The 17,442-nt window shown below is 73.2% G+C and carries 17 protein-coding genes; 14 read left to right on the forward strand and 3 right to left on the reverse strand.

Annotated features, from left to right (window positions below):
• Positions 1-43: 43 nt before the first annotated feature.
• The 8 genes from DWV08_RS02515 to miaB all read left to right on the forward strand — a co-directional run bounded on the left by DWV08_RS02515 (position 44) and on the right by miaB (position 8,619).
• On the forward strand, positions 44-2,938 hold the full coding sequence (locus DWV08_RS02515; RefSeq protein ID WP_115412360.1) for an FtsK/SpoIIIE family DNA translocase: 2,895 nt from the start codon (positions 44-46) through the stop codon (positions 2,936-2,938).
• Between the two features lie 44 nt (positions 2,939-2,982).
• Complete coding sequence (gene pgsA / locus DWV08_RS02520) at positions 2,983-3,582, forward strand: CDP-diacylglycerol--glycerol-3-phosphate 3-phosphatidyltransferase (protein WP_115412361.1); 600 nt, start codon at positions 2,983-2,985, stop codon at positions 3,580-3,582.
• Positions 3,579-4,064, forward strand: coding sequence for a CinA family protein (locus DWV08_RS02525; protein WP_277601775.1), 486 nt, complete (start codon positions 3,579-3,581; stop codon positions 4,062-4,064). Before pgsA ends, DWV08_RS02525 begins: the two co-directional genes overlap by 4 nt.
• 210 nt (positions 4,065-4,274) lie before the next feature.
• Positions 4,275-4,580: a helix-turn-helix domain-containing protein gene (locus DWV08_RS02530; RefSeq protein ID WP_115412362.1), complete on the forward strand. Its 306-nt coding sequence runs from the start codon at positions 4,275-4,277 to the stop codon at positions 4,578-4,580.
• Between the two features lies 1 nt (position 4,581).
• Positions 4,582-4,806: a DUF3046 domain-containing protein gene (locus DWV08_RS02535; protein ID WP_115412363.1), complete on the forward strand. Its 225-nt coding sequence runs from the start codon at positions 4,582-4,584 to the stop codon at positions 4,804-4,806.
• Between the two features lie 368 nt (positions 4,807-5,174).
• Positions 5,175-6,281: a recombinase RecA gene (recA, locus tag DWV08_RS02540; RefSeq protein ID WP_115412364.1), complete on the forward strand. Its 1,107-nt coding sequence runs from the start codon at positions 5,175-5,177 to the stop codon at positions 6,279-6,281.
• Positions 6,282-6,289: 8 nt separating this feature from the next.
• A complete protein-coding gene (locus tag DWV08_RS02545) occupies positions 6,290-6,913 on the forward strand; it encodes a regulatory protein RecX (protein WP_162801481.1) in 624 nt (207 codons plus the stop codon).
• A gap of 107 nt (positions 6,914-7,020) precedes the next feature.
• Positions 7,021-8,619 carry a tRNA (N6-isopentenyl adenosine(37)-C2)-methylthiotransferase MiaB gene (gene miaB / locus DWV08_RS02550; protein WP_115412365.1) on the forward strand — a complete coding sequence of 533 codons (1,599 nt, stop codon included), beginning with the start codon at positions 7,021-7,023 and terminating at the stop codon, positions 8,617-8,619.
• A 57-nt stretch (positions 8,620-8,676) separates the two neighbouring features.
• Here the strand turns inward: miaB and DWV08_RS02555 are convergent, their stop codons facing one another.
• Positions 8,677-9,168, reverse strand: a complete 492-nt coding sequence (locus DWV08_RS02555; protein WP_241237294.1) for a YbjN domain-containing protein — start codon at positions 9,166-9,168, stop codon at positions 8,677-8,679.
• 156 nt (positions 9,169-9,324) lie between these two features.
• Between DWV08_RS02555 and miaA the strand changes: the two genes are divergently transcribed.
• On the forward strand, positions 9,325-10,299 hold the full coding sequence (gene miaA / locus DWV08_RS02560; protein ID WP_115412367.1) for a tRNA (adenosine(37)-N6)-dimethylallyltransferase MiaA: 975 nt from the start codon (positions 9,325-9,327) through the stop codon (positions 10,297-10,299).
• 9 nt (positions 10,300-10,308) lie between these two features.
• Positions 10,309-11,157 carry a diaminopimelate epimerase gene (gene dapF, locus DWV08_RS02565; RefSeq protein WP_115412368.1) on the forward strand — a complete coding sequence of 283 codons (849 nt, stop codon included), beginning with the start codon at positions 10,309-10,311 and terminating at the stop codon, positions 11,155-11,157.
• A gap of 37 nt (positions 11,158-11,194) precedes the next feature.
• Here dapF and DWV08_RS02570 read toward each other — a convergent pair whose 3' ends face one another.
• The gene (locus DWV08_RS02570; RefSeq protein WP_115412369.1) at positions 11,195-11,809 is read right to left on the reverse strand and encodes a class I SAM-dependent methyltransferase; all 615 of its coding nucleotides are present in this window, start codon (positions 11,807-11,809) and stop codon (positions 11,195-11,197) included.
• 164 nt (positions 11,810-11,973) lie between these two features.
• Between DWV08_RS02570 and hflX the strand changes: the two genes are divergently transcribed.
• A complete protein-coding gene (gene hflX / locus DWV08_RS02575; RefSeq protein ID WP_115412370.1) occupies positions 11,974-13,521 on the forward strand; it encodes a GTPase HflX in 1,548 nt (515 codons plus the stop codon).
• 78 nt (positions 13,522-13,599) lie between these two features.
• On the forward strand, positions 13,600-15,621 hold the full coding sequence (locus DWV08_RS02580; protein ID WP_115412371.1) for an ATP-dependent DNA helicase: 2,022 nt from the start codon (positions 13,600-13,602) through the stop codon (positions 15,619-15,621).
• A gap of 19 nt (positions 15,622-15,640) precedes the next feature.
• Here DWV08_RS02580 and lexA read toward each other — a convergent pair whose 3' ends face one another.
• Positions 15,641-16,342, reverse strand: coding sequence for a transcriptional repressor LexA (gene lexA, locus DWV08_RS02585; RefSeq protein ID WP_115412372.1), 702 nt, complete (start codon positions 16,340-16,342; stop codon positions 15,641-15,643).
• 169 nt (positions 16,343-16,511) lie between these two features.
• On the opposite strand from lexA, the gene yneA reads away from it, so the two are divergent.
• Together yneA and nrdR are read left to right on the forward strand one after the other, a co-directional pair.
• Positions 16,512-16,907, forward strand: coding sequence for a cell division suppressor protein YneA (yneA, locus tag DWV08_RS02590; RefSeq protein WP_115412373.1), 396 nt, complete (start codon positions 16,512-16,514; stop codon positions 16,905-16,907).
• Between the two features lie 26 nt (positions 16,908-16,933).
• The gene (nrdR, locus tag DWV08_RS02595; RefSeq protein ID WP_115412374.1) at positions 16,934-17,416 is read left to right on the forward strand and encodes a transcriptional regulator NrdR; all 483 of its coding nucleotides are present in this window, start codon (positions 16,934-16,936) and stop codon (positions 17,414-17,416) included.
• Positions 17,417-17,442: the final 26 nt, after the last annotated feature.

The following is a 17,442-nucleotide window of genomic DNA, read 5'->3' on the forward strand; positions in this document are numbered from 1 at the left end:
GGCCTCCCGGGCGTGCGGCGGGGCGGACGGTAGGATCGGTCCCATGGCGACACGTACGTCTTCCCCCGCACGTGCGTCGAAAGGCTCCTCCCGGACCGCCGCGGCCGGCACCTCCCGCACCCGCGCCTCCGGGGCGAACGACCCCTCGACGCTCCCTCTGCCGGTGCGCGCAGCGCGCTCCGGCTATCTGGCGATCGCCCGGATGGCCGGCGGCCTGGTCCGCTCGATCGGGGTCCAGCGCTGGGAGGTCGCCCCCGAGCAGCGGCGCGACGGCTACGCCCTGTTCCTGCTCATGATCGCCGTCCTGGTGGCGGTGGTGGAGTGGTGGCAGTCCACCGGCCCGGTGCTCGGGGCCGTCCACACCGTGGTGGCCGGCACCTTCGGCGTCTCCTCGATGGTGATCCCGCTGCTCGCCGCGGGCTGGTCGCTGCGCATGTTCCGCCGGCCCGATCAGGTCCGCGCCAACACGCGGATCGCGATCGGCATCGGCATCCTGCTCACCGCGCTCTCCGCGATCGCCGCGGTCTCCGCGCGCCTGCCCGCCCCGTCCGACGGAATCGACGCGCTGGCGCGCGGCGGCGGCGTGCTCGGCTACCTCGCCGCGGCGCCGCTGGAGGCGCTGGTGCCCCCGGTCGCCGTGGTCGTGGTGCACTCCGTGCTGATCGCCTTCGGCGTGCTGGTGCTCACCGCCACGCCGGTGGAGTCCATCCCCTCGCGCCTGCACGGCGTGTACGAGGTGATGGTGGGCCGCAGCGAGGAGGAGGACGAGGAGCGCATCGCCTTCGGCCTTCGCCCGCGCCGCGTGGACCCGGCCGTGCACGAGCAGGCCACCGCCGCGCAGAGCGCCCCCCGCTCGCGCCGCCGCAGCAAGAAGGAGAAGGCGGAGGCGGAGGCCTCCGAGCGCGATCACGAGAGCTTCGGCTACGTGGGGGACGAGGCCTTCGAGCAGGGCGTCGCCGAGGAGGAGGCCCGCGGCGGTGGAAAGCGCCGCAGTCGCCGCTCCGGCGCGCGCCGCGGCGCCCCGTCGGACTCCACCGAGGTGTTCGACGTCGTCGAGGACGAGAACCAGCGCGCCAAGACCTTCCCCGGCAAGGACGCGGAGAAGCCCGCCGGTCGCGCCGCCGCACCGACGCCCACGGCGCCGTTGCCCGCCGCCGCCCGGGGCGCCTCCGCGAAGGCCTCCGCGGCGGCCGCCGCGGAGGAGAAGCCCGATCTGGTGCCGCCCCCGATGGGGGACCTGCCGCGCGCCGGCGAGCAGCTCGAGCTGGCCGGGGACGTCGTCTACACCCTGCCGGAGTCGACCTACCTCGCCGAGGGCCCGCCCCACAAGACCCGCTCCGAGGCCAACGACCAGGTGGTCGCCGCCCTCACCGAGACCTTCGCGCAGTTCAAGGTCGACGCCGAGGTGGTGGGCTTCTCGCGCGGCCCCACGGTGACCCGCTACGAGGTGGAGCTCGCGCCCGGCACCAAGGTCGAGAAGGTCACAGCGCTGGACAAGAACATCTCCTACGCGGTCGCCAGCGCGGACGTGCGCATCCTCTCGCCGATCCCCGGCAAGAAGGCGATCGGCATCGAGATCCCCAACACCGATCGCGAGACGGTGGCGCTCGGCGACGTGCTGCGCAGCTCCGTGGCCCGCCGCAACGAGCACCCGCTGGTGATGGGCGTGGGCAAGGACGTCGAGGGCGGCTACGTGGTCGCGAACCTCGCGAAGATGCCGCACATGCTGGTCGCCGGCGCCACCGGCGCGGGCAAGTCCAGCTTCGTCAACTCGATGATCACCTCGATCCTGATGCGCGCCACCCCGGAGGAGGTGCGCATGGTGCTGGTGGACCCCAAGCGGGTGGAGCTCACCATCTACGAGGGGATCCCGCACCTGATCACCCCGATCATCACCAACCCCAAGAAGGCCGCGGAGGCACTGGAGTGGGTGGTCAAGGAGATGGACTCCCGCTACGACGACCTCGCCGCCTTCGGCTTCAAGCACATCGACGACTTCAACAAGGCCGTCCGCGCCGGGGACGTGCAGGTGCCGCCCGGCAGCGAGCGCCGCCTCGCCCCGTACCCGTACCTGCTGGTGGTGGTCGACGAGCTCGCGGACCTCATGATGGTGGCCCCGCGGGACGTCGAGGCCTCGATCCAGCGCATCACGCAGCTGGCGCGTGCGGCCGGAATCCACCTGATCCTCGCCACGCAGCGGCCCTCGGTGGACGTCGTCACCGGCATCATCAAGGCCAATGTGCCCAGCCGCCTCGCCTTCTCCACCTCCTCCCTGCAGGACTCCCGCGTGATCCTGGACGCGGTGGGCGCCGAGAAGCTGATCGGCCAGGGCGACGCGCTGTTCCACCCGATGGGCAAGGCCAAGCCGATGCGCGTCCAGGGCGCATGGGTGGGCGAGTCGGAGATCCACAAGGTCGTCGACCACGTCAAGGGGCAGATGAAGCCCGACTACCGCGAGGACGTCGCCGTGGTCGCCGCGAAGAAGCAGATCGACGACGACATCGGCGACGACCTCGACGTGCTCCTGCAGGCCGCGGAGCTGGTGGTGACCACCCAGTTCGGCTCCACCTCGATGCTCCAGCGCAAGCTGCGCGTGGGCTTCGCCAAGGCCGGGCGGCTGATGGACCTGCTGGAGTCGCGCGAGATCGTGGGCCCCTCGGAGGGGTCCAAGGCACGCGACGTGCTCGTGCACCCCGACGACCTCGGCACGGCCCTGGCCCGCCTCCGCGGCGAGGAGGTCGCGGACGAGGGCGAGGACGCGCCCTACGGGGCGGACGACGCCGTCGAGCTGGAGCCCGGCACCGCGGAGGACGCCGCCGCCCACGACCGCTACGGGGAGGACCCGCTGGCGCAGGACGACGCCGAGCCCGACGTCGACTACCACGACGACGACTCCGGCGCCGAGAGCGAGGACGCCTGGAGCCTCACCGGGCGCTGAGCGTTCCGGACCCCACCATCCACCCCGCAGCTCAGGAGCCCTCGATGACCGCCCCCCGCACCCCGGAGGTCCCCCTCTGGAACATCGCCAACATCCTCACCATGGTGCGCTGCGCCATGGTGCCCCTGCTGGTGGTGCTCGCCGTGCTGTACCCCGACTCCGTCGGCGGGCGCCTGCTGGTCGCGGCAATGTTCGTGCTGGCGATGATCACGGACTTCCTCGACGGGCACCTCGCCCGCAGCCGGAACCTCATCACCGACTTCGGCAAGATCGTCGATCCCATCGCGGACAAGGCGATGACCGGCGCCGCGCTGATCATGCTCTCGGTGTGGGAGTACGTGCCGTGGTGGATGACCGTCCTCATCCTGGTGCGCGAGTTCGGGATCACCGTCATGCGCTTCACGATCCTGAAGTACGGGGCGCTGCCGGCGAACATGGCGGGCAAGGCCAAGACCATGGTCCAGACCATCGCGATCACCTTCTGCCTGATCCCCTTCGAGCTCTGGTGGGAGCCGGCGCGCTGGATTGGGCTGGCGCTGGTGCTGCTGGCCGTGGTGCTCACGGTGTGGTCCGGCCTGGTGAACCTGAAGGACGGCCTGCGGCTGCGACGTGAGGCCCTCACCGGGAGCTCGAGCGCGTCGTGAGCCTGGCCGTCGATCCCGCGGAGGCGGTGATCGCGGCGGCGCGCGAACGCGGAGCGATGCTCGCCACCGCCGAGTCGCTCACCGCCGGTGCCCTGGTGGCGCGCCTGGTGGACGTGCCCGGGGCGAGCGCCGTGGTCGCCGGGGGAGCGGCCTGCTACTCCTATGAGGCGAAGACGCGTGTGCTGGGCGTCGAGGCGGAGGAGCTCGCGCGCACGGGGGCGGTGACCGCCTCTGTCGCCGCGGCGATGGCCCAGGGGGCGCTGTCCCTCTACCGCGCGGATCTCTCCGTCTCCACCACCGGGGTGGCCGGGCCGGGGCCCGACGAGCGCGGGGTCCCCGAGGGCACTGTGCATCTCGGGCTGGCGCGCCCGGGCGCGCCCACCCTCACCCGTGAGCTCCGTCTCAGCGGAGGGAGGGCACGGATCCGCGCCCTCAGCGTCGAGGCGGCGCTGGCTCTGCTCGTCGAGGCGCTCACGGACTGACCGCGCCCCCAGCTCAGCGCGTCGGGGCCGGGCCGGGAGCGGAGCCGTCCCGTTCTCCACACTGTCCAGGCACCCCTCGGGGAGGGCCACTACACTTTGGGGAACATTCTCGCGGTGTCCTGCGTTGAGCTGGTCGTGATGACGACGATCCACCCCTCCACCGCACCGCACCATGTGTTCGTCCCGAGTCAGAGGAAGGGGGGCAGGTCCATGATCCTGTTCCGCCAGGAGCTGGGCGACGTGCTCCGCGATGCGCGCCGCTCCCAGGGCCGGACCCTGCGACAGGTGTCCTCCGATGCTCGCGTGTCGCTGGGCTACCTCAGCGAGATCGAGCGCGGCCAGAAGGAGGCCTCCAGCGAGCTCCTCCTCTCGGTGACCGATGCCCTCGGGCTCCCGCTCTCCTTCGTGCTGCGCGAGGTCTCCGACCGGATCGCGATCGCCGAGCAGGTCACCATCCCGGACACGGTCCCCGAGGGCCTCGCCGACGACGCCGCGCCGCTCGTCGGCGCCCGCTGAGGTGCGCCGCAGCGAGTTCGCGGAGCTGGCCGACCACGTGTTCGGCCCCGTGCTCGCCCGCACGTACACGCACGACCTCGTGCTCGAGGAGATCGGCGGCGTCACCGCCGTCGAGGCCCTCGAGCGCGGGGTCGCCGTGCGTGCGGTGTGGAGCGCCCTGTGCGACGCGATGGACGTCCCGGAGTCCGCGCGCTGGGAGGTGCGGGACCCGCAGCGACGGCGCTGAGCCGCCCGCCCGGAGCGCGCATGCCTGCGGCGGCGGTGCTCCTGCGCGACGGGGACTGCGCACGTCCGGCGTCCCTGCCCGGCGGGGACCGCGCGCGACCGGCACGCCGGCGCGGCGGGGACCGCGCGAGACCGGGGCCGCATGAGACCGCGGTCGCGACACGCCCGCAGCAGTCGCGTGTTCGAACGTCTGTTCGGTAGTGTGTGCTCCGACGGTCCCTCCGGCACCCCTCACGCACCGACTGCCCCTCCCCGATGCTCCGCCCTCCACAGCGGAGCGGGGGCGGCGGCGAGTGTCGGGGCCGGCGCCTAGTGTGGCCGCAACGGTCACCGCGCCGGGACGCCCGGCTCTCAGGAAGGAACACGCAGATGGCTGCTTCGAAGTCCGCACCCAAGTCCGCCTCCAAGGATCGCGGCTCCTCGCTCGACAACGCGCTCGCCCAGATCGACCGCCAGTTCGGCAAGGGCTCGATCATGCGACTGGGCGACGACACCCGCCCGCCGGTCGAGGTGATCCCCACCGGTTCGGTCGCGCTGGACGCCGCCCTCGGCATCGGAGGCCTGCCCCGCGGCCGCATCGTGGAGGTCTACGGCCCGGAGTCCTCGGGCAAGACCACCGTGGCCCTGCACGCCGTCGCCAACGCGCAGCGCAACGGCGGCATCGCGGCGTTCATCGACGCCGAGCACGCCCTGGACCCGGAGTATGCGAAGAAGCTCGGCGTGGACACCGACGCCCTGCTGGTCTCGCAGCCGGACACCGGCGAGCAGGCGCTGGAGATCACCGACATGCTGATCCGCTCCGGTGCGCTGGACATCGTGGTGGTCGACTCCGTGGCCGCCCTCGTGCCCAAGGCCGAGATCGAGGGCGAGATGGGCGACTCCCACGTGGGCCTGCAGGCACGCCTGATGTCCCAGGCGCTGCGCAAGCTCACCGGTGCGCTCTCCTCCTCCGGCACCACCGCGATCTTCATCAACCAGCTGCGCGAGAAGATCGGCGTGTTCTTCGGCAGCCCGGAGACCACCACCGGCGGCAAGGCGCTGAAGTTCTACGCCTCGGTGCGGATGGACATCCGCCGGATCGAGACCCTGAAGTCCGGCGCGGACTCCGTGGGCAACCGCACCCGCGTCAAGGTGGTGAAGAACAAGATGGCCCCGCCCTTCAAGCAGGCCGAGTTCGACATCCTCTACGGCGAGGGCATCTCCCGCGAGGGCGGTCTGCTCGATCTCGGCGTGGAGCACGGCGTGGTCCGCAAGTCCGGTGCCTGGTTCACCTACGAGGGCGACCAGCTCGGTCAGGGCAAGGAGAACTCCCGCCAGTTCCTCAAGGACAACCCGGATCTCGCGGCCGAGATCGAGGAGAAGATCCTGCGCACCCTCGGCGTCGGAAAGTACGCGACGGAGCAGGCCGCCCCGGAGGCGGAGGCTCCGCTGGGTGAGGACGAGTTCCTCGACGAGGACGTCCCGGTCACGATCTGACCCGCGGCATGACCTCACCCCGCCACGCCGACGACGGTGCGCTGCGCGAGCACCTCGCGCAGCGCACCCGTCAGATCCTCGAGGCGCCGCGCCCCGCCCCGGACCCCGAGGGGGCCGCCCGGGAGAAGGCCGTGGTGCACGAGTGCCGCTACCTGATGCGCCTGCTCGCCTCCCGTCGTCGGTCCGCCGGGGAGATGCGTGAGCGCCTGGAGCGGCGCGAGGTCCCCGCTGACGTTGCCCACGAGGCCATGGCCCGGATCGACAGGGCTGGCCTGGTCGATGACGCTGGCTTCGCGCGGGACTGGGTGGCCCAGCGCCGTGCGCTCAGAGCGCTCGGCGACGAGGCGCTGCGCCGTGAGCTGGCGGCGAAGCACGTCGCCGCCCCGCTGATCGACGCCGCGCTCCGCGAGGGCGAGGACGACGAGGAGCAGCGCTGCCGGGAGCTCATCCGCTCGCGGCTCGGCGCCCGGGACCTCGAGCAGCTGCGGCAGGAGCGGGACGGCGCGCATCGCCGTCGCCTCTCCCGCCGGCTGGACGCCCTGCTCACCCGCAAGGGGTATCCCGGGGACCTCGCCGTGCGCGTCATCGCCGGCGAGCTGCGCGCCGCCGCGGAGGAGGGCACTGCCGCCTGACCGGGCACGCCGGAGCGCCGTTCGGCCCGCGGCCGTGATGCGCGCCATCGTCGATTCCGTCCACTGGGGCGCGCCCGCCCGGCGCCGCGCCGTACCCTGGAGGCACTATGTCGCTCAGCCCGCTCGCCCCGCAGACGACTCCGGACCACCGCACGGCCGGCGCGTCGTCCCAGCCCCGCGGCACCTACCAGGTGCGCACCTTCGGCTGCCAGATGAATGTCCACGACTCCGAGCGCCTCACCGGCATGCTGGAGGACTCCGGCTACGTCCCGGCGCCGGGAGACGCCGACGCCCGCAAGGGCGAGGTGGACGTGATCGTGTTCAACACTTGCGCGGTGCGGGAGAACGCCGCGAACAAGCTCTACGGCACGCTCGGCTCCCTGCGCCCGGGCAAGGACGCCAACCCCGGGATGCAGATCGCCGTGGGCGGGTGCCTGGCGCAGAAGGACCGCGACACGATCGTGGAGCGCGCCCCCTGGGTGGACGTCGTCTTCGGCACCCACAACCTCGGGTCGCTGCCGGTGCTGCTGGACCGCTCCCGGCACAACGCCGAGGCGCAGGTGGAGATCCTCGAGTCTCTCGAGGTGTTCCCCTCCACCCTGCCCACCCGTCGGGAGAGCGCCTACGCGGCCTGGGTCTCCATCTCCGTGGGCTGCAACAACACCTGCACCTTCTGCATCGTGCCCTCGCTGCGCGGCAAGGAGAAGGACCGCCGCCCCGGCGACGTCCTCGCCGAGGTGCGGGACGTGGTGGACTCCGGCGCCATCGAGGTGACGCTGCTGGGACAGAACGTGAACTCCTACGGCGTCGAGTTCGGCGACCGCGGCGCCTTCGCGAAGCTGCTGCGGGCCTGCGGCGAGATCGACGGCCTCGAGCGCGTGCGCTTCACCTCCCCGCATCCCGCCATGTTCACCGACGACGTGATCGACGCGATGGCGGAGACCCCGAACGTGATGCCTCAGCTGCACATGCCGCTGCAGTCCGGCAGCGACGACGTGCTGCGGCGCATGAAGCGCTCCTACCGCTCGAAGAAGTTCCTGGGGATCCTCGAGAAGGTGCGGGCGCGCATCCCCGAGGCCGCGATCACCACCGACATCATCGTCGGATTCCCCGGTGAGACGGAGGAGGACTTCCAGCGCACCCTCGAGGTGGTCGAGGCCTCCCGCTTCTCCAGCGCCTTCACCTTCCAGTACTCCATCCGGCCCGGCACCCCGGCGGCCACCATGGAGGACCAGCTGCCCAAGGAGGTGGTGCAGGAGCGCTTCGAGCGGCTGATCGCGCTCCAGGACCGCATCACCCACGAGGAGAACCTTGCGCGCGAGGGGCGCACGGTGGAGATCCTGATCGCCGAGGGGGAGGGGGACCGCGATGCGGAGACCCACCGCCTCTCGGGCCGCGCCCGCGATCACCGCCTGGTGCACGTCGCACTGCCCCCGGATCTCCCGGCCGCCGAGCGTCCTCGCCCCGGGGACTTGGTGACGGCGACCGTCACCCGCGCGGCGCCCCACTACCTGATCGCCGACAGCGCCCTCGATCCGACCTCCGCAGCGACGGCCGCCGAGCGGCTCTCGGTGCGCCGCACCCGCTCCGGCGACGCCTGGGAGGCCGGGGTCCAGGGGCTGGACACGGGCGGCTCCTGCGGCACCGGCGGCAGCGCCCCGGCGGGGCCGGTCACCCTGGGGATGCCGAGCCTGCGCTCCCGCTGACGGAGGCGGGCCCGGTCGGGGGCCGAGGCCGTTCGGCCGGCGGCCGAGGGCGTCCGGTCAGCAGTCGAGGTCGTCGAGCTCGGCGCCGAGCCGCTCCTCGAGGCTGTGGAAGAAGGCGATCACGGTGCTCAGTCCGCAGGTGATCGCATTGTCGATCTGGGAGTCCAGCGCCCCGGCGCGGAAATCGGCGGCGAGCTCGCCGTACACGCCCAGCAGGCCCTCGGACTCGCGGCGCACGTACACCTTCGGCCAGATGCGGTTCATGTTCCACTCGTTGCAGAGCTTGACCATCTCGACCTTGCGGGTGACGTCCACCGAGTGGCTCCAGCGCCCCCGGGTCTGGAACACGCCGTTCTCGTCGCCGGAGACCATGAACTGGAAGCGGTAGTCGTCGAAGCGGGCGCGGAGGATCTCCGGATGCTCCCCGTCCTCGACGTAGGAGTAGCCGTGCCGGGAGAGGCTCTGCTCGACCCGCGCCAGGGACAGGGGCGCCAGCTCGTCGGCCGAGCCCGTTCCCGTGTGCACAGGGGACTCGTGCGGTGCAGTCACTTCCCACCTCGGGGTTCGCTAGAGGGGTCCGTGCGGACCCGGATCTGAGGATCGCCGATCACCATACCCCGTTCGCCCCCGGGCGTCGCCTCCCCGGTCCGTGATCCCGCCGACCCTCCTGCTCGCCCCGCCCGGAGCGCCGATAGGGTGCCGAGCATGAGCACCGAGCACGCACCGGCCGGCGATCCGCGCGCGCACACGCCGCTGGTGGCCGTCGTGGGCGCGACCGCGACCGGCAAGTCCGATCTCGCGATCGCGCTCGCCGAGCGTCTGGACGGCGAGGTGATCAACGCCGACGCCCTGCAGCTCTACCGCGGCATGGACATCGGCACCGCCAAGGTCACCGCCGAGGAGCGGCGGGGGGTGCCGCACCACCTCCTGGACGTGCTGGAGGTGACGGAGGAGGCGAGCGTCTCCGCCTACCAGAGCGCCGCGCGGCAGGCGATCGCCGCGATCCGCGCCCGGGGGAGGACCCCGATCCTGGTGGGCGGCTCGGGCCTGTACGTGCGCGCCGCGCTCGACGACATCGAGTTCCCGCCCACCGACCCCGCGGTGCGGGCACGGCTCGAGGCGCGCGCGGAGGCCGACGGGGCCCCCGCGCTGCACCGCGAGCTCTCCCGGCGCGACCCGGAGGCCGCCGCGAGCATCGGGGTGCACGACACCCGGAGGATCGTGCGCGCCCTCGAGGTGGGCGAGCTCACCGGCCGCCCCTTCGCTGCGTTCCTGCCGCGGCCGCACCATCACGATCCCCTCACCGTGCAGCTGGGCCTGCAGCGGGAGCGGGCCGCCCTGCACGAGCGCGTCGCGCTGCGCGTGCACCGGATGGTGGAGCAGGGATTCCTCGACGAGATCCGGGCGCTGCGCGGGAAGGGCCTGGACAGGGGCCGCACCGCACGCCGCGCGATCGGCTACGAGCAGGGGCTGGCGGTGCTCGACGGCGCCCTGAGCTGCGCGGAGGCGATCGAGTCCACGATCGTCGGCACCCGGCGCCTGGTGCGCAAGCAGGACACCTGGTTCCGCCGCGACCAGCGCGTGACCTGGTTCGACGCGGCCGGCGGCGAGGACCTCGCGGACCGGGCGACGGCGCACGTGGCACGGGCCGCACGGGCGACGGCGCGTCCCGCGCCGTAGGCTCTCACCATGACCGCGCGCATCGACTTCACCAAGGGCCACGGCACCGAGAACGACTTCGTGCTGCTGGACGACCCCGACGGCCGACGGGACCTCGACGCCGCGGCCGTGCGGGCGCTCGCCGACCGCCGCGCCGGCATCGGCGGCGACGGCGTGATCCGCGCCGTGCGCAGCCGCGCCGCCGGGATCGAGATCCTCACGGACGCGCCGGAATGGTTCATGGACTACCGCAACGCCGACGGCTCGATCGCGGAGATGTGCGGGAACGGCGTGCGCGTGTTCGCCGCCCATCTGCGCCGCGCCGGGCACGTGGACACCGACCGCTTCGCGATCCTCACCCGCGCCGGCGTGCGCACCGTCGAGATCCTCGGCGGCGCGACGAGTCCCGGCGCCGCCTGGACCGTGCGGGTGGGGATGGGCGTCCCCGCCGTCGCACCGGCGGCGCGCAGCGTCGAGGTCGCCGGGCAGCGCCTGGAGGGGACCGACGTGGACATGGGCAATCCGCACACCGTCGCCTTCCTCCCCGAGGACGTGGTGCTCGAGGAGCTCGACCTCGCCCACCGGCCCGCGCTCGACCCGGAGCCCGCCGCCGGGGCGAACATCGAACTGGTGCGGGTGCTCGGCCCGCGGCACGTGCGCATGCGGGTGCACGAACGGGGCGTGGGGGAGACCCGCTCCTGCGGCACCGGGGTCGCGGCCGTCGCGGTCGCCGCCGCCCTGCGCGCCGGCGACACCTCGGGTGAGCCCTGGACCGTCGACGTCCCGGGCGGTCGCCTCCAGGTGGGCTGGACCGGCACCGGCGAGGTCACCCTCGCCGGCCCCGCGGTGCTGGTCGCGGACGGCACCACCCTGGTCTGATCGCGGGCGGCGACCCGGCCGGCCTGAGGAGCGGCCCTCAGGAGGCCGGGCCCACCACCAGCACCCGGAATCCCTTCGCGCTGGCCGCCTTCGCGACCGTGCGGGCGGGGAACGTCTCGCCCAGGTGCCGCGCCAGCGGATCGGCGCCCAGGTTCCGGCCCACCACCAACGCCGCGGTGCCCTGCGGGGCCAGGCGGGTGATCCACTCCTCCAGCAGCGCGTGCAGCGCCGGCTTCCCGATCCGGATGGGCGGGTTCGACCACAGCACGTCCGGGACGAGCCCGTCGGACACCTCCTCCGGTGCCACCACGCGCACGTTCCCCAGCCCGGCGCGCCGGGCGTTCTCCGACGTCAGCTCCCGGGCGCGCTCGCTGACGTCCACCGCCCACACCTCGGCATCGGGATGGTGGAGCGCCGCGGTGAGCGCGATCGGCCCCCAGCCGCATCCCAGATCCACGATCGTGGCGCCGGGCGGAGGCGCGGGCACCTCGTCGAGCCGGTCCAGCAGCACCGCGGTGGCCTTGTCGAGGCCGCGCCCGCTGAACACGGACGCGCTCGAGACGAGGTCGAGATCCCGCCCCGCCAGTCGCACGCGCAAGGGGAACCGACGGTCGTCCGTCGCGGGGGAGGGGGTGAAGTAGTGCTCGTCCACCCGAGCAGGATACGGAGGACGAGGCTTCGAGGGGGCGCCGAACGGCCCCGGCGGGGCGCCGCGGCGTGATCCCCGCTCCGCCCAGCGCAAAATCCCTCGACCCCCGCGGGCGGACGTGGGATTCTGGATCCCTCGACATCCCCGACCCGAGGAGCTCCCCGATCGTGCCCATCGCCTTCCATCCCGACCCCGCCTCCGACGCCGACGTCGACGGGACCGCTCCGGGAGGGAACGAGGCCGCGGAGCATCCGGAGATGACCGGAGGCGCTCCCGCCCCCGACCCCCTGACGCAGCGGATCCTCGACCGCGCCGATGCCTCCGTCTCCCGTGTCACCTACGACTCCGAGACCGACGGCGACCAGTACGACCTCGCGGACCGCCAGGCGCTGCGCCGTGTCGCAGGCCTGTCCACCGAGCTCGAGGACGTCACCGAGGTCGAGTACCGCAAGCTCCGCCTGGAGCGGGTGGTGCTGGCCGGCGTGTACACCTCCGGCAACGCCGACGAGGCGGAGACCAGCCTGCGCGAGCTGGCCGCGCTCGCCGAGACCGCCGGCTCGGAGGTGCTCGACGGCGTCCTGCAGCGCCGCGCCCATCCGGACCCGGCCACCTTCCTGGGCAAGGGCAAGGCCGCCGAGCTGGCGGACCTCGTCGCCGCGAACGGCGCGGACACGGTCATCGCCGATGGCGAGCTCGCCCCCGGACAGCGCCGCGCCCTCGAGGACGTGGTGAAGGTGAAGGTGATCGACCGCACCGCGCTGATCCTCGACATCTTCGCCCAGCACGCCAAGTCCCGCGAGGGCAAGGCGCAGGTGGAGCTCGCCCAGCTCGAGTACCTGATGCCGCGACTGCGCGGCTGGGGCGAGTCGATGTCCCGCCAGGCCGGCGGCCAGGTGGGCGGCGCCGGCGCCGGCATGGGCTCGCGCGGTCCGGGCGAGACGAAGATCGAGCTGGACCGTCGGCGCATCCGCGACCGGATGGCGAAGCTGCGCCGCGAGATCCGTGCGATGGCCCCGGGACGCGCCGCCCAGCGCGCGGAGCGCACCCGGCACCAGGTCCCGGCGGTCGCGATCGCCGGCTACACCAACGCCGGGAAGTCCTCGTTGCTGAACCGGCTCACCGGTGCCGGCGTGCTGGTGGAGAACGCCCTGTTCGCAACTCTCGACCCGACCGTGCGCCGCGCGCAGACGCCCGACGGGCGCGAGTTCACCTACGCGGACACCGTCGGCTTCGTGCGCCACCTGCCCACCCAGCTGGTGGAGGCGTTCCGCTCCACCCTCGAGGAGGTGGGCGACTCCCATCTGCTGCTGCACGTGGTGGACGCCTCCCATCCCGACCCCGAGGGGCAGATCACCGCGGTGCGCACGGTGCTCGGCGAGATCGAGGGCTTCGACGTGCCCGAGATCGTGGTGCTGAACAAGACGGACATCGCCGAGCCGGAGACCATCGCCCGGCTGCGCAGCCAGGTCGCCGACTGCGTGGTGGTCTCCGCCCGCACGGGCGCGGGGATCGAGGAGCTGCGGGAGCTGATCGCGCAGCGTCTGCCCCGGCCCGCCGTCGAGGTGGACCTGGTGGTGCCCTACACCCGCGGCGACCTCATCTCCCGGGTGCACAGCACCGGCGAGGTGATCTCCGAGGAGCATCTGATGGAGGGCACCCGGCTGCACGCGCACGTGGACGAGGCGCTCGCCGCCGAGCTCCACGGCGCGGCCTGAGCGGCCGGAGACACAGCGCACGGTCCGGTCCGGCCACGCCTGGGACGTCCGGCGCGGGGGCGCCGATACGCTGATCCGATGACCTCCGCACCTGAGCATCCCGTCGCGCCGGCGGTGGCCGACGTCCCCCTGTCGGGCCTCATGGATGCCGCCGTCGCGGCGGTCGGGGGATCGCCCCGGCCGGGCCAGCAGGCGATGGCCGAGGCGGTGGACACGGCGATGTCCGGGGGGCGGCACCTCCTGGTCCAGGCGGGCACCGGCACGGGCAAGTCCCTGGCCTATCTCGTCCCGGCGCTGCGCCATGCCCTGGTCACCGGCCGCCCCGTCGTCGTCTCCACCGCGACGATCGCGCTGCAGTCCCAGATCGTGCGCAAGGACCTCCCGCGCCTGGCGGAGGCCCTCGCCCCGCACCTGCCGCGCACCCCCACCTTCGCGCTGCTCAAGGGGCGGGCGAACTACCTGTGCAAGCACAAGATCGCCGGCGGCTATCCGGTCGACATCGAGCCCGGGGCGCTGTTCGCCCAGGCCTCCGCGGATCCCTCGAGCGACGGCGGGGAGAGGCTCGGCGCACAGGTCAAGCGCCTGCGGGAGTGGGCGGAGGAGACCGACACCGGCGATCGCGACTCGCTCGAGGACGCGGTCTCGGACCGGGCCTGGCGACAGGTCTCCGTCACCGGGTCCCAGTGCATCGGCTCCTCCTGCCCGATGGTGCAGGACTGCTTCGCCGAGCGCAGCCGCGAGGTGGCCCGGGAGGTCGACGTGGTGGTCACCAACCATGCGCTGCTCGCGATCGACGCCTTCGACAACCACGGCATCATCCCCGAGCACGACGTGGTCGTCTTCGACGAGGCCCACGATCTCACCGCGCGCGTCACCAGCGCCGTCACCGATGTGCTCAGCCCCGGCATGCTGCGCGCCACGGTGCGGGAGCTGCGCGGCCTGGGCGTCGCGGCGACGGCGCTGGAGGACGCGGGGGAGGAGCTGCGCGAAGCGCTCGAGCTCGCCCCCGACGGGAGGGTGCTCGGCGATCTCCCGGAGCGGCTCGCGGATGCCGTCGGCCACCTCCGGGTCGAGGCGCGCACCGCCCACTCCGACGCGAAGGACGCCGGCGACGAGTCCTCCGCCGGGGCGCGCAAGACGGTGCGCGCGAACCTCCAGGAGGTCATCGACGTCTGCGAGCGGCTGACGGACCCGGGGGAAGACGATGTCGTCTCCGTCTCCCGCGGCCAGGCCACGGGACGGGCGACGCTGCAGGTCGCCCCGCTGAGCGTGGCCGGGGCGATGCGCGGTGCGATCCTCGAGGACCGCACCGCCGTGCTCACCTCGGCCACCCTCGCCCTCGGCGGGCGCTTCGAGCCGGCCGCCGGCGAGGTGGGCCTCGCCCGGGCCGGGCGCATCGCCGAGGACGAGATCCCGCGCCGCGAGGACTCCGGTGCCTGGGCGGGGATCGACGTGGGCAGCCCCTTCGACTACCGCCGCCAGGGCATCCTCTACACCGCACGCCACCTGCCCCCGCCCGGCCGGGAGGGTCCCGCACCGGCGATGCTGGACCACCTCACCGAGCTCGTGGAGGCCTCCCGCGGCGGCGCGCTGTGCCTGTTCTCCTCCCGCCGCGGCGCGGAGCTCGCGGCCGAGCACGTCCGGGCACGGCTGGACATGACCATCGCGGTGCAGGGCGAGGACTCGATGGCGAACCTGGTGCGCACCTTCCGCGAGGAGGAGGACGCGAGCCTGTTCGGCACCCTCACCCTCTGGCAGGGCGTCGACGTCGCAGGGCGGTCCCTGCGCCTGGTCACCATCGACCGGATCCCGTTCCCGCGGCCGGACGACCCGCTGATGTCCGCCCGCCAGGAGCGGATCGCCGAGCACGGCGGCAACGGCTTCATGGGGGTCGCCGCCCAGCACGCCGCGCTGCTGCTGGCCCAGGGGGCGGGGCGCCTGATCCGCACCGAGTCCGATCGCGGGATGGTCGCGGTGCTGGACCCGCGCCTGGCCACGGCACGCTACGGCGGCTTCCTGCGCGAGGCGATGCCGCCGCTGTGGCCCACCGCGGATCCCGCGGTGGCGCTCGGCGCGCTGCGGAGGCTCGCCGAGAGCTGAGAGGGCGGAGCCCGCGCGCTCAGACCGCCCGCAGCACCGCCACCACCTTGCCGAGGATCTCGGCATGGTCGCCCAGGATGGGGGCGAAGGCCGGGTTGTGGGGCATCAGCCAGACGTGGTCGTCGCGCTGCACGAAGGTCTTCACCGTGGCCTCGCCGTCGATCATCGCGGCGACGATCTCGCCCTTCTCCGCGGTTCTCTGCGAGCGCACCACCACCCAGTCCCCGTCGCAGATCGCCGCATCGATCATCGAGTCGCCCACCACCTGGAGCAGGAACAGGTCCCCGTCGCCCACCAGGCGCTGGGGGAGCGTGAAGACGTCCTCCACCTGCTCCTGCGCGGTGATGGGCACACCGGCCGCGATCCTGCCCACCAGGGGCACCGCCACCGAGGAGGGGGCGAGGGGGAGATCCGTCGGCTCGGGCGGGGCCGGGGCGTCGTCGGCTCCCGGCATCACCACCTCCATCGCGCGGGGCCGCTTGGGATCCCGGCGCAGGAAGCCCTTGCGCTCCAGGGACTGCAGCTGATGGGCCACCGAGGAGGAGGAGGTCAGCCCCACCGCGTCGCCGATCTCGCGCATCGTGGGCGGGTAGCCGCGCTCGGCCACGGCGTCGTTGATCGTCTCCAGGATCAGCCGCTGCCGGCGCGTGAGGCCGGAGGTGCGCTCGTCGACAGGGGCGTCACCGAGGGCCCGGGTCGGCTTGGGGGTGCTCGGCGTCATCGTGCGGCCTCCTGGCGTCGTCTGTCGGACCCGTGCGGTTCCGTTGTCCTGTCACCCAGCGTAGGGCGGCGCACAGCGGATGCCAAACATGTGTTCGAGGTTTCTGTTGCGTGTCGCCGAGAGCGCGGGGTACAGTCGCACAGACATTCGATCGAACAGGAGTTCGGATATGAGTACCGGAACCGCCGTGGTCCTGCCCCTCACGTCGCAGCGCACCCTGCGTGCGGACCGCGCTCCTCGAGCGCGCGTTCGACTCGAACCCACCCGTCGTGGGCGCCGCCTGCTGCTGGCCGTCGCCTTCGCGCTGGGCCTGCTGGTCGCCCTCGTGGCGCTGCTCGTGGTGGACCTCCCCTCCGCCCTCGCCGGCACGGAGGCCGGGCAGCCGGTCACGGTCACCGTCGAGGCCGGGGACACCCTGTGGGGCTACGCCGAGGAGTACGCGCCGGAGGGCATGAGCCCTCAGGACTTCGTCAGCGAGGTGCGCAGCGCCAACCACCTGCCCACCGGCCGCATCACCGCGGGGCAGGAGATCGTGCTGCCGGCCGCGGAGCTCCCCGCGCGCTGAGCGGAGCGTGCCGGTACCCTGAGGGGATGCACTGCCCGTTCTGCCGCCACCCCGACTCGCGCGTCGTCGACTCCCGCACCTCCGACGACGGCGCGACGATCCGCCGGCGTCGGCAGTGCCCGCACTGCTCCCGGCGCTTCTCCACCTCGGAGACGGCGTCGCTGTCGGTCCTGAAGCGCTCGGGTGTGAGCGAGCCGTTCAGCCGTGCGAAGGTGATCTCCGGGGTGCGCAAGGCCTGCCAGGGCCGACCCGTGAGCGACGACCAGCTCGCCCTGCTCGCCCAGCGCGTGGAGGAGGCGATCCGCAGCAGCGGTGTGGCGGAGATCGACGCGCACCAGGTGGGTCTGTCGATCCTGCAGCCGCTGCAGGAGCTGGACCTCGTGGCCTACCTGCGCTTCGCCAGCGTCTACCAGGGCTTCGACTCCCTCGAGGACTTCGAGACCGCGATCGCACGGCTCCGTGCCGAGGCGCCCGAGGGCGGCGAGCCCGCGGCGAGCCCCGTCGTCTGAGGGGCGCCCGCAGGACCGTGTGCGCG

Source organism: Brachybacterium saurashtrense, assembly GCF_003355475.1.
GTDB classification, from domain to species: domain Bacteria; phylum Actinomycetota; class Actinomycetes; order Actinomycetales; family Dermabacteraceae; genus Brachybacterium; species Brachybacterium saurashtrense.

Bases quoted from the DNA above. Each gene is read 5' to 3' on its own strand.
- DWV08_RS02515 (WP_115412360.1), top strand. From the start codon at position 44: ATGGCGACACGTACGTCTTCCCCCGCACGTGCGTCGAAAGGCTCCTCC.
- pgsA (WP_115412361.1), top strand. From the start codon at position 2,983: ATGACCGCCCCCCGCACCCCGGAGGTCCCCCTCTGGAACATCGCCAAC.
- DWV08_RS02530 (WP_115412362.1), top strand. From the start codon at position 4,275: ATGATCCTGTTCCGCCAGGAGCTGGGCGACGTGCTCCGCGATGCGCGC.
- recA (WP_115412364.1), top strand. From the start codon at position 5,175: ATGGCTGCTTCGAAGTCCGCACCCAAGTCCGCCTCCAAGGATCGCGGC.
- DWV08_RS02545 (WP_162801481.1), top strand. From the start codon at position 6,290: ATGACCTCACCCCGCCACGCCGACGACGGTGCGCTGCGCGAGCACCTC.
- miaB (WP_115412365.1), top strand. From the start codon at position 7,021: ATGTCGCTCAGCCCGCTCGCCCCGCAGACGACTCCGGACCACCGCACG.
- miaA (WP_115412367.1), top strand. From the start codon at position 9,325: ATGAGCACCGAGCACGCACCGGCCGGCGATCCGCGCGCGCACACGCCG.
- dapF (WP_115412368.1), top strand. From the start codon at position 10,309: ATGACCGCGCGCATCGACTTCACCAAGGGCCACGGCACCGAGAACGAC.
- DWV08_RS02580 (WP_115412371.1), top strand. From the start codon at position 13,600: ATGACCTCCGCACCTGAGCATCCCGTCGCGCCGGCGGTGGCCGACGTC.
- lexA (WP_115412372.1), bottom strand. From the start codon at position 16,342: ATGACGCCGAGCACCCCCAAGCCGACCCGGGCCCTCGGTGACGCCCCT.
- yneA (WP_115412373.1), top strand. From the start codon at position 16,512: ATGAGTACCGGAACCGCCGTGGTCCTGCCCCTCACGTCGCAGCGCACC.
- nrdR (WP_115412374.1), top strand. From the start codon at position 16,934: ATGCACTGCCCGTTCTGCCGCCACCCCGACTCGCGCGTCGTCGACTCC.